This is a genomic window from Pseudophaeobacter sp. C1-32P7 (assembly GCF_041008775.1).
GTDB lineage: Bacteria > Pseudomonadota > Alphaproteobacteria > Rhodobacterales > Rhodobacteraceae > Phycobacter > Phycobacter gallaeciensis_A.
In genome coordinates, this window is record NZ_JAXGFR010000040.1 from 1 (window position 1) to 10,954 (window position 10,954).

General features: G+C 55.3%; 12 protein-coding genes and 3 pseudogenes. 5 read left to right on the forward strand and 10 right to left on the reverse strand.

Annotated features, from left to right (window positions below; translation table 11 throughout):
* Positions 1-90, forward strand: a 90-nt coding sequence (locus SM763_RS23225; RefSeq protein ID WP_490363289.1) for a transposase domain-containing protein, incomplete at its 5' end; no start/stop codon positions are given.
* A 149-nt stretch (positions 91-239) separates the two neighbouring features.
* Here the strand turns inward: SM763_RS23225 and SM763_RS23230 are convergent.
* From SM763_RS23230 to SM763_RS23260, 7 genes are all read right to left on the reverse strand, one after another.
* Positions 240-1,544 (reverse strand): ABC transporter transmembrane domain-containing protein, encoded by a 1,305-nt coding sequence (locus SM763_RS23230; RefSeq protein ID WP_347510049.1) that lies wholly within the window; start codon positions 1,542-1,544, stop codon positions 240-242.
* Positions 1,545-1,552: 8 nt separating this feature from the next.
* Positions 1,553-2,086 (reverse strand): cupredoxin domain-containing protein, encoded by a 534-nt coding sequence (locus SM763_RS23235; RefSeq protein WP_088636197.1) that lies wholly within the window; start codon positions 2,084-2,086, stop codon positions 1,553-1,555.
* 106 nt (positions 2,087-2,192) lie between these two features.
* A complete protein-coding gene (locus tag SM763_RS23240) occupies positions 2,193-2,948 on the reverse strand; it encodes a copper-binding protein (RefSeq protein WP_088636196.1) in 756 nt (251 codons plus the stop codon).
* A gap of 46 nt (positions 2,949-2,994) precedes the next feature.
* Entirely contained in the window at positions 2,995-4,353 is a 1,359-nt protein-coding gene (locus SM763_RS23245) for a multicopper oxidase family protein (RefSeq protein ID WP_347510048.1), read from the reverse strand.
* A gap of 11 nt (positions 4,354-4,364) precedes the next feature.
* A complete protein-coding gene (locus SM763_RS23250) occupies positions 4,365-5,825 on the reverse strand; it encodes a TolC family protein (protein ID WP_347510047.1) in 1,461 nt (486 codons plus the stop codon).
* The gene (locus SM763_RS23255) at positions 5,825-6,046 is read right to left on the reverse strand and encodes a hypothetical protein (RefSeq protein ID WP_223865963.1); all 222 of its coding nucleotides are present in this window, start codon (positions 6,044-6,046) and stop codon (positions 5,825-5,827) included. The genes SM763_RS23250 and SM763_RS23255 overlap by 1 nt, the downstream gene beginning before the upstream one ends.
* 73 nt (positions 6,047-6,119) lie before the next feature.
* Positions 6,120-6,428 (reverse strand): hypothetical protein, encoded by a 309-nt coding sequence (locus SM763_RS23260; protein ID WP_232367722.1) that lies wholly within the window; start codon positions 6,426-6,428, stop codon positions 6,120-6,122.
* A gap of 401 nt (positions 6,429-6,829) precedes the next feature.
* Between SM763_RS23260 and SM763_RS23265 the strand changes: the two genes are divergently transcribed.
* The 3 genes from SM763_RS23265 to SM763_RS23275 all read left to right on the forward strand — a co-directional run bounded on the left by SM763_RS23265 (position 6,830) and on the right by SM763_RS23275 (position 8,929).
* The gene (locus SM763_RS23265) at positions 6,830-7,153 is read left to right on the forward strand and encodes a copper-binding protein (protein WP_347511148.1); all 324 of its coding nucleotides are present in this window, start codon (positions 6,830-6,832) and stop codon (positions 7,151-7,153) included.
* Positions 7,154-7,214: 61 nt separating this feature from the next.
* Positions 7,215-8,450: an ABC transporter transmembrane domain-containing protein gene (locus tag SM763_RS23270; protein WP_368999912.1), complete on the forward strand. Its 1,236-nt coding sequence runs from the start codon at positions 7,215-7,217 to the stop codon at positions 8,448-8,450.
* 14 nt (positions 8,451-8,464) lie between these two features.
* The gene (locus SM763_RS23275; RefSeq protein ID WP_347511150.1) at positions 8,465-8,929 is read left to right on the forward strand and encodes a hypothetical protein; all 465 of its coding nucleotides are present in this window, start codon (positions 8,465-8,467) and stop codon (positions 8,927-8,929) included.
* A 150-nt stretch (positions 8,930-9,079) separates the two neighbouring features.
* Here the strand turns inward: SM763_RS23275 and cueR are convergent, their stop codons facing one another.
* The 3 genes and pseudogenes from cueR to SM763_RS24200 form a co-directional block, all read right to left on the reverse strand.
* On the reverse strand, positions 9,080-9,463 hold the full coding sequence (cueR, locus tag SM763_RS23280; protein ID WP_138017510.1) for a Cu(I)-responsive transcriptional regulator: 384 nt from the start codon (positions 9,461-9,463) through the stop codon (positions 9,080-9,082).
* 19 nt (positions 9,464-9,482) lie between these two features.
* Positions 9,483-10,457 (reverse strand): annotated as a pseudogene (locus SM763_RS23285) (HAD-IC family P-type ATPase); the annotation flags it as partial.
* Positions 10,448-10,693, reverse strand: a pseudogene (locus SM763_RS24200) (IS30 family transposase); the annotation flags it as partial. The pseudogenes SM763_RS24200 and SM763_RS23285, both read right to left, overlap by 10 nt.
* A gap of 3 nt (positions 10,694-10,696) precedes the next feature.
* On the opposite strand from SM763_RS24200, the pseudogene SM763_RS24205 reads away from it, so the two are divergent.
* Positions 10,697-10,777 (forward strand): annotated as a pseudogene (locus SM763_RS24205) (recombinase family protein); the annotation flags it as partial.
* Positions 10,778-10,954: the final 177 nt, after the last annotated feature.

The window sequence follows — 10,954 nt, forward strand, 5'->3', positions numbered from 1 at the left end:
TTGAAGGCGACCCTGGAAGCCATCGCCGCCGGTCACCCGGCCAGAAGGATCGACGAGCTGCTACCTTGGAACTTCACCCCGTCAAGCTGAACAGGCGTGGGGTGGCGACAGCGCTTACATTCTTTCGTCCGTCTGAGTACTCGTCTGGGAGTGGGTCGGCTGCAGGGTGTACCATCCTGCCGCAGAAACGGCGATCAGAGCAAAAAATATTGCTGCCCATTTCATGCTATCAAACTCCTTCATTGTGAAGCGAGGTCTCCATGCCCCTCGAAAGGCAAAGTCGTTTTTCTGAGCGGCGATTGCTCGAATTGGCTGACCTTTTCCAGCGTACTGTCATCTGCCTGGGCCACTTCGGACGAGTGGCCTGACCCGGCAAAAAAAGCCGTGATTTCGTGATACCGGATTCGGGTGTCTTCCAAGGTCTGATAGTAGCGGAAAAGTTCCTTCAGCGGTGCCGAGAAGTCCTTGTGCGCTGCCAGGACGGCCACCAGCGCGCCGAGTGTGATCCGCCCTTCGATGACGAAATATCCACCCAGAGAGTAGAACAGGAATGGCGTCAGCGCGGTCAGAAAATTGTTGAGGGCCTTGATGAAGAACTTCAGACGGAAAATCTTCCTGCGCACGTGCTCAAGCTCTCTAAAACTTGCGCTTACTGGCAGCAGCCCGGCCGGATTGACCTGCCGTTCGCGCAATTGATCGCTGAGCTGCCTGCCAAGCTGTCGGACCTCCTTGATCCTGGTGCGTGAAAGCGCGTTGACCCGCCGTTGCAGCTTGGGCAGCAGCACGAGCTGAATTGGCAGTACCGTCAGTGCGGCGGCACCCAAGACAGGGTCCTGAACGAACATGAAAAACAGGATCGTCAGAAGCGTACCGCCTTGCAGGATTGGCAGCGTAAGGACATCTGCCGCGAAGCCACCGATGGGCTCGACTTCCTGTGCGAGAATAGGGACGATCTCGCTTTGGTTTCCGGAGTCTGGATCGCTGCGCCATTGCCGATAGACCAGCAGGCGGAAGCGCCGCAGAAAACGCTCCGCGACATACCCTTTGAAGACGTTTAGGCCATATTTGTTTAACCCATTCAGGATGATCGCCAGAAGATAGAGACCGCAAAGAAGTATGAGGAAAACGACCTGATCGAGGTCTCGTCCCAGAACGACGATCGGGAAACGGTCGGAATCCAGAGCGTTGTTCACGATCTGTTTTGGCAGTTCCAGGGTCAGATAGAGAATAGGCATCGCGATGAGGCTAACCACGATCATCAACGCCTGCTGCCTTCTTGAATAGCGCAAGACGGTGCTGAAAAGACTTCCTTCGAGCCCTCGTATGGGCTCTGGGTGGATCGCAGGCGTGCTGCGGTACTTCCAAAGCTTCAGAATGCCGGGAATAGCAAGATATGAGCCAACGGTGATCAGCAGCGCAGGCGCCAAGACCAGTATGAGATGAATGAACGGGTGCACCCAGTCTGGCGTGACATCGTTGTAGTCGTACCCAAAGGCGGCAGCTACGTCGTGTACAAGCAGGTGATACCTGTCCAAGAGTGACATGGAAAAGTCTAACCCTTGGATTTCGGCGCGAGGTGATCGTGGACGATGATGACGCCCCACATGCCCGCCTCCCGGTGGCCGGGTATCAAGCATGCAAACTCCAGGCTGGTCACATCGGAGAACTCCCAGATCAAATCGGCATTTTGTCCACTTGGGATCGAAACCGAGTTGGCGCTGTCATGCTGCATATCGGGATGTTCGCGCATCCATTGCTGATGTTTTGCGACCTCGTCAAAGGAACCGAGAAAGAACTCGTGATTCAATGCGCCGGTATTTCTGATTGAAAACCGGACAACCGAGCCGCTTTCAATCTGGATCGCGTCCGGCTCGAAAAGCATGTAGCCGCTTGCGGTCTCCCTGACGGATATTTCAATCGTCCTGTCGATCGAGGAGCCATCACCGGGTTTCCCGATCGGATCATGGCCGGGCACTTCGAATGCACGCGCATGAGGTTGCTGGCCTTTGCCGCTGGAGGCTTCCAACGATAGGGTTGAAAACGCCAACGCTAGGGCGAGCGAAAAAATCAGGGTGAAGGTCTTCATAATAAACTACTCCGCAGCGCAAAGCTTTCAGCGGCCCCTTTTGTCGCTCAAGCTTGGTCTCGATCTGAAGGGGCCAAAGCGCATGCCCTGGCCCCGCCGGTAGTCATTATTTCAGTTGAGTGACCGTCAATTTGCCTTTCACCGGTTCCGCGACGAACTCGATCTCCTGACCTTCGGACATCTTGGCGAGCATCGCTTCATCGGCGCGGAACACCATCGTCATCGCGGGCATGTCGAGATTTACGAGTGGGCCGTGGTTAATTGTGACCTTGCCGCCCTCCGCATCGACCTTCTTGATCGTGCCTTTGGTGTATTCGACGTCCGCCTGTGCCAACACGGTCTCGGCCGAGGCCTGCGTTTCACTGACAGTGATCGGCCCGTGCATGCCGGATTCGTAGTGGCCGGGAATCAGGCAGGCGAATTCGAAAGTACCTGCGTTGGAGAACGTCCAGATGACCTCGCCCGACTTGCCTTCGTCCAGGCGCACCGAATTGGGATCGTCGTGCTCCATGTCCATGGCCGCCATCATTTCCTTGTGCTTGGCGTTGCCCGCGACATCATCGATTACGAACTCATGCTCGATCTCGCCCATGTTCGTGACGTTGAAGCGGATGGTCTCGCCCTGCTCGAAGTCAAAGCTGGCGGGTTCGAAGATCATCGTGCCGTCGTCGGTTTCGCGCATGGTCACATCGATTGTACGGCTTACATCATCCGCCTTACCCGGCATGCCTGCCGCCATCTCGGCGTGGCCGTGGCCCGCCTCGGCTTTTTCATGGCCATGACCGCCCTCGTGGGTGCCTGCCGCATAGACTGGAGTGATCATGGCAAAGGCCATCGCTGTCGTCAGTAGAAGGTTTTTCATCTGTTTTTCCTGTAGTTTCAGTTGATTGAAGGAACGAAGGGCCGCCTCAGCCCTTCGAGGTGGTTTTCGGTGTCAGGATGGTTTTGGGACTGTTGTTGGTCGCAAACTCAGGCAACTCGCCTGTCCATTCGTAGGCTTGCTCGCCCGGAGGGTTTTCGTACCAGCCGGGATCCGAATAATCGTCCGCGCCGATACCTTCGCGCACCTTCACGACCGAGAACATGCCACCCATCTCCAGCGGACCATGCGGACCCCAGCCATTCATCATCGGAATGGTGTTGTCTGGCAATTCCATGGTCATCTTGCCCATGTCGCCCATGCCGGCGGTGCCCATCGGCATGTATTCCGGCTGGAACTGGCGGATCTTCTGCGTGAGCGGTCCCTTGTTGACGCCGATGAACGTAGGCACGTCATGACCCATCGCATTCATCGTGTGGTGCGACTTGTGACAATGGATCGCCCAGTCGCCCAAATGATCCGCCGTGAATTCGTAGGCGCGCATCGTACCGACGGGGATGTCGATGCTGACCTCGGGCCACTGCGCGCTTTCCGGCACCCAGCCGCCGTCCGTGCACGTCACCTTGAAGTCGTAGCCGTGCATGTGGATCGGATGGTTCGTCATCGTCAGGTTTCCGACGCGCACGCGCACCTTATCGCCCCTATTTACGACCAGCGGGTCGATGTCGGGGAAGATCCGGCTGTTCCAGGTCCAGAGATTGAAGTCCGTCATCGTCATGATGCGCGGCACATACGTTCCGGGGTCGATGTCGAAGGCGTTCAACATGATCAGGAAATCGCGGTCGACCGGCATGAACGTGGGATCCTTCGGGTGGACCACGAACATTCCCATCATGCCCATCGCCATCTGGGTCATTTCATCCGCGTGCGGATGATACATGAAGGTGCCCGATTTGATGAGATCGAACTCGTAGACAAATGTCTTGCCAGGCTTGATGCCCGGATGGCTGAGACCCACGACACCGTCCATACCAGAAGGCAGGATCAAGCCGTGCCAGTGGACCGAGGTCGCTTCCGGCAACTTGTTGGTCACATAGATACGCACGCGGTCACCTTCGACCGCCTCGATTGTCGGACCCGTTGATTGACCGTTGTAGCCCCATAGATGCGCGACCATGCCATCGGCCATCTCACGCTCGACGGGCTCGGCAACGAGGTGGAATTCCTTGACCCCGTTGTTCATCCGGTAAGGCAGCGTCCAGCCGTTGAGTGTAACCACCGGTGTGTAATCTACACCGGAGGACGGTCGCGGCGTGATCGCCGTTGCCGCACTATCCATCAGCGCCGCTTCGGGCAAACCCATATTCAGGGTCTGACCCCAGGCTTTGGAAGAGACCAGCGTTGCACCTGCCGCGCCGGCTCCGAGTAATTGACGTCTGTTTAACATGTCAGTTCCTTTCAGTGTCCTGCGCCGCCACCGGCGGCAAGTGTCGCGCCTTCTCCACCAGCACCACCGCCGTCGCCACCGCCATAGATCGCAGCGGTCAGATCAGCCTGTGCCATGTAGAATTCGCGTTTTGCGTTTGCCGCTTCCAGCGATGCGCCAAGTTTTTCGCGCACATCTGTCAGCAGCTCGAAAGTGTTGGTGATCATGCCGTTATAAGACAGCAGCCCCTCTTCTTCGACGGTCGTGCGTAGCGGCACCAGAACGTCGCGATAGTGGCGGGCAATCTTATACGCGGCGTGATAGGAGGCTTCAGCACCACGCGCTTCGGACCGGACGTTGACGGCTCTCTCTGCCAGCACGTTGGCTGCTTGCAGGTACGACAATTCCGCCTTTCGCATCCGTGCCTTCCCGGTGTCGTAGATCGGGATTGCGAACTCCACCTCCACCTGAGGGGTGGTCACGGTCTCCGTTTCTCCGTCCTCGATTTCCCGCTCAGCCTCGAAACCGGCGATGAATTCGAGATCGCTGAGAATGCGAGTCTGATCAGTCAGACCAAACGCCTTGGCCTGTGCTTCCAGGCCAAGTTTGGCAACGCGCAGATCAACCCGATTTCGCAATGCTTTCGCTTCGATGTCAGTCACACGGCCGACGGAACGCGGCAGCGCAGGAAGGGCATCGGGCACATAATAGTCGACTTCGGTGCCCCACAGCCCCATGAGCCTGGTCAGCTGCTCTTTGGACCGGGTAGCATTCAAGCGTGCCTGGGCAAGTTGTCCGGCGAGTTCGGCATTGAATGCCTGTTCACGGGCCTGCCCGGCTGTGTTGAGCGCGCCGGTCTCACCCAGCCTCATAGCCAATTCCGATCCGGCGTCAGAAGTCGCTTTCGCGCGGCGCAGATAGCTCACGGCCTCGAAGGCAGCTACGGCATCGACCCATGCCTTCCGCGTCTGATTGGCTAGTGCGAGTGTGTCGTTCACGGCGCTCAGTTGAGCCTGCCGGAAGTTTGCGTCTGCAATGGCTGTACGCTGCTTGCGAGTGGTGGCATCGAGCACGTTCGACCGTATCAGTCCCTCGATCGCCCTGTAGGCACCTAGTTCGGGCGCACCGATGCCCAGTATACCGATCGCGACGATCGGATTTTCCGGGGTCGATTGCTGCCAGGCCTCAGCGGCGGATAGGCCGACATTCGCATATGACGCCTGCAAACCCTTGTTGTTCAGAAGCGCGACCTGAACGGCGGTGTCCGCCGAAATGGTCTTGCGGTGCACCATTGCGTGCACTTGCTTTTTCAATGCTTCATTTTCGGCCTGGGTTTCGGCGAAGACTGTCCGTTTGCCGATGGCTGGTGTGACCTGGCTGGAAATGTTGGCGAAGCCAGCTTTTGGTTCCGTGTAGATGCCCGGTACAGCTGCAGCACAGGCACCCAAGATTAGCGGAAAGCCGAAAACCAGCGGAAACTTCGATACCCGCATCAGTTGCCCTCCGTCTGTTCTTGATTGACGGAACGCCAGTCGCGGGGACCTGTGGGGCCGCGGTAGGTGTAGCCCGCCAAGGGGTCCTGATAGCTGATCAGCGATGAAACTGCCGTGTTGGCGACGGCCTGTTGGGTCGCGACGGACGGCAACGGGGTGGGCTCATAGGCGCATGCGCCAAGCCCGAGGGCCGAAGCCCCCATAAGTAGATGAATTTTCATGAACGTAACCTGATTGATGAACGTTGTCTCACGCAGACTCTGCGCAAGGCTCACACCCGTTTTGGGCGTCGGTTCAGATCAGGAATCGAGGGGGCCGCAGGAACCCTGCTGTTTCCACCGAATACGTTTGACCGTCGAGAATGACATATTCACTTGTACCAACCGGCTCTGCTTCGATCTTGGTGTCTTCGAGGAAGACGACAGAAATACAGATACCGTTGCAACACTCTTGGGATTGTTGCTCTTTGCCATCCTTGTCGGACGCTGCGATGTCGCTTGCGACCCTAAGCTTCTCATGCGCGTGATGCGCATCGCTTCCGGTGTCATGAGTCATGGCGGCACCAACGACAACAATAGACTTGGCTTGATGTCCGTCATGCATGCCGGACGCCGCGTGAGCGGCAGAAGGTGGTGAAAATACCAAGGCTAACGCAAACGCAATGCACGTAAACGTCTTGAACCAGCATGATATGAAAACTCGAAAGCTCATGCTCTAGATATCGGATACCGAAGCAATCCAGTTAGGCGTGACCCCTTTCAATGTAAACGATACAATTTGATACATTTAAGTCGGCCAGAATCCATTGATTTACCTCAAGTTACTGTCTCATTTGAAAGGCAGCCGATGCTTGCTTCAATACATCGCGGGAAACTGAAAATTGGGGGTAACACGCCTGAACGAACTCGATACTAGGCCAAAAAACAGTTTCCGTAGGAACGCAAAGTGGCCGTTCCCCGAATGACACTTTTTCCTAAACCGTAAACGCAGAAGGAACATCGAGCATGACGAAGAAAATCAACCCAAGGAGCAATAGAAAAATGAAGTTTCTTTCACTAACCACCGCAATAGTCGTTGCCGCAACGACCGCCTTTGCGGGCGGCGATCATGACATGACGATGGGCACAGTAACCAAACTTGATCGCAAATCGAACGTACTGACTTTAAACCATGGGCCAATGGCAAATATCAAAATGCCAGCAATGGAAATGGGATATGCGGTTGCTGATCCGTCGATGATGAAAGGCCTCCGCAAGGGCAGCAAAGTTCATTTCGTGGTCGAGGTTGTCGATGGAAAATACATCGTAACCGAAATAATGAAGCAATAGGCTTCAAGTTGGTGTCCCAGGGTCAGAAGTCTCTCGCCCCACATGGGGTTCGGCTATGAACATGGCTCTGGAAACCGATGCGCTGACGATTTCCGGTCTTTTTGGTTGGGCCCACCGTATCGCAGACTCAATTGGTTTTCAGGTTGTCGAAAATCCACCGCATTGGCTGCATGTGGTGCTACACCTAGTATTGGTAATAGCGCCTCTTGCGACACTATTCGCATGTTTATTACTTTCGGTTCAGGTCGTCCGGCGTGCGGCACAAAATAAACTCTTCTCTAAACAAGACCGCGCTGAATATTTGCTTGTGCGACGTTTATTAGGGCTGCGCTGGCAAGAGCAAGTCGTAATAATCGTTCTTGGAATATTGGCACAGCCAGTTTTGTACGCGACCCTCGAACTGCCAAAGCGTATCGTGAACGGCGCTATTCAATCCAATAACTTTCCCGTCGATTTGCTCGGTTTTCAATACACACAGCTCGATTTGCTTATCTTGCTTTCGGTATTGTTCCTCATTGCTCTGCTGCTGAATGGAGTTATAAAATACTACATCAATATAAAAAAGGGAGAGATCGGGGAGCGAACGCTCTTGAAGCTTCGTTTTTTGCTATATCGGGCCTGGCGCGGTGCACCGGAACGGCAGCGCAAGGCAGAAGTCATTCCATTGTCGACAAATGAAATCGAACCCATCGGAGGGTTTGCTGGCGAGGTACTAGGCACACCTGTATTCCAAGGTGGAACCTTGGCCACTGTCTTGTTGTTCATGTTCATCCAAGATCCGATATTGGGTGCCGCTGCTTTGACACTTGTTCCCGTTCAACTGTTCGTCATACCTAGGTTACAGAAGTGGGTAAACGAACGGATGAGACGCCGCATCCGTGCAGTTCGCGCATTCGGGGACGTGCTCGGTGAGCAGACCGCAGATATACATGACCGGTACATCGTCAGCAGAACGCTCTCAGCAGCACGTGAACTTAGAACTACAAGGCTTGATTTGCAACGCGCCAAATATCTGCAAAAGGCAATCAGCAATTTCCTTATGTCACTGACCCCCTTTTTACTTTACTCGATTGGCGGATGGCTTGTTATTGAAGGTCGATTATCTCTTGGTGCTCTCGTAGCTGTAATCGCCGCATTCAAGGACTTTTCCGGGCCGTTTCGAGAACTGATTCTTTACTACCAAAACCTTTCTGACGTGAAGCTTCGGTCTAGGGAATTTGAGCAATTCCTGTTGGATTGCGGCAAACGGATCAAAGATCCAATACAATTGGAACGCTCAGTATCCCTGCCTAATTAGAATTGGAGAAGTAAATGAAACGCTTTGTTCGGCAAACTCTGATGGTAACATTTTTCTTTACTGCGACACTGCTTCGACCTTCGTTTGCAGACGGAGTAGAGTATTCGGTAGAAGGTCTACAAGGAATCGACATAAGCAAAATTTGTGTAAGTAGCGGTCTGCGGGGCGGCAGCGCTGACGTCGTTGTCGTATTTGAGAACACTTCTAATGAAATGGTGTTTCTAGATGGTATCGGCTCAGACGCATCGTCAAGCGGTGAGCTATTTTTCAAAGACCTTGCGGGCTCCGCCGTTACGAAAAGTGGTTTTGGTGTAGCGCGAGAAGAAGTACTTAACTTATCAAGCTCCCACATAGGAGCGCGCTTAACCGGACTCAAGGAAGATCTTGAACCTGGTGACCACCCACTAGTTTACTTGAACTTTAGAAACGGAACCCTCGAAACTGCAGCGCATGTGTTGCCCAAAGGTCAATGTCGGTGACCTGAGCCCCAAGTTTCCTCCACCACACGGAGAGTCCTTGGAGTTGGTTTGACGGCCTTACGCAGCCAGTCTGCCCATCGTTCTTTTCTCAGCAAATTCTCTGGACGTCGGGCATGCTGACACTGCGCTCCAGAGTAATCGGAAGCCAAGCTATGCACTTAACCCATTCAAAATTGGGCAATCGGGCCTGTGATCTCCCGCGCATTCCTTAGACAGGTGGGTCAGGGTCTCATGCATAGCTTGCAGATCAATTATCTTCGCTTCGATCTCTTCCAAATGCTTGTTTGTTATTTCTTTCACCTCTGCACTGGCGCGGGTTTCGTCCTCGTAGAGCGCCAGCAAATTGCGGCAGCCGTCGATGGTGAACCCCAAGGCGCGGGCGCGGCTGAGAAAGATCAGCTTGTGTAGATCGGTTTCGCGAAAGACACGATAGTCGTTCGTGTCTCGCAAAGGTTTAACCAGACCGATGTCCTCGTAGTAGCGGATTGTTTTTGCCCGCAGGCCTGTGCGTTTTGATACTTCACCGATGTTCAGGTTCATGTCGTTTCCTCACTTATACAGCCTGGGCCGGGATCGGGATCGCAGGGTCACGCGCCGGAGCTGGCGTCTTGTCACGCATGACCGGTTTTACCAATCGTAAACGCAGCGCATTTGTAAGCACAAACACACTGGAAAGCGCCATTGCACCAGCCGCCAGCACCGGCGAGAGTAGCAATCCGAATGCAGGGTACAAGACACCCGCGGCCACGGGGATCAGCAAGGTGTTGTAGCTAAAGGCCCAGAAAAGATTCTGGCGGATGTTGCGCATAGTGCGTGTCGAAATGTCGAACGCGTTGACCACACCGGTCAACTCGCCGGACATCAAGACAACATCGGCCGCTTCGATGGCCACATCCGTGCCCGTACCGATCGCGATGCCCACATCAGCGGTGGCCAGTGCCGGCGCATCGTTGATGCCGTCACCGACAAACGCCAGTTTGCCCCGTTTGCGCAACTCTTCCAGCGCCGCGACTTTCCCCTCGGGAAGGACCTCGGCCACAACAATATCAATCCCCAATTCAGAGGCGATTGCTTGGGCCGTGCCTTGGTTGTCTCCGGTAATCATAGCCACGCTCAGCCCCAGCCCATGCAGTGCCGCGATGGCTTGGGGTGTTGCGGGTTTGATCGGGTCTGAAACAGCAATTGCCGCCGCAATTTTCCCGTCAATGGCAGCATACAGCGGCGTGCGCCCTTTGCGGCCCAATGCATCACCGGTTTCGGCAAGCCCGCCCATGTCGATCCCTTCGCGTGCCATCAACCGGTCCGCGCCGACAAGAACCCGTCGGCCGTCGACGTTTGCTTCTACGCCGTAACCCGTGAGGGAGGAGAAGGCCGTAACCTCAGAAGATTTCAACCCTTTTTGAGCGGCCGCACGTGTGATGGCTTCGGCAATGGGGTGTTCGGATTGCGCCTCGAGCGCCGCAACGAGACGCAGGACGGTGTCACTGTCAAAACCCTCTGCGGTGATCAGGTCCGTTTTCCTTGGGCGCGTTCAAAGATCATCAGATCGCCTTCCCATTCACCGAAGGTCTCACGGGTCTTCACATGCTCCGGGCGTTGATGGATGGACCTATCTGGTGGGAAAACCTGGCCTCTGGGCCGTCTGGCGTAGCGTGGCTGCCGCTTCTTGCGACGGTTGGGTAGGTGGTGGGCCAGCTGTTCAGATTGACCTTCGCGACTGTAGACATAGGCATAAATCGTTTCGTGGCTGACCCGAACGGGCTGGAGGTGCTCACAGGCCAGGGAGCACAGATCGACACGACCACCGCAGCCGGTCGGCTGTCATTTGGGATCTTTGCCGCGCTCGCCGAATTTGAAAGCGAGTTGATCCGGGAACGCACCATGGCAGGGTTGCAGGCTGCCCGCGCGGGGAGTGGACAGAACATGGGGGTCATGCGGCGCGTTTTCTGTTTGCGACGGTCAGCCGACCATCGAGAACTGCGGCCCTTGTGACGGCTACTCGGTGAGCCCCTTTGGGCGACCACC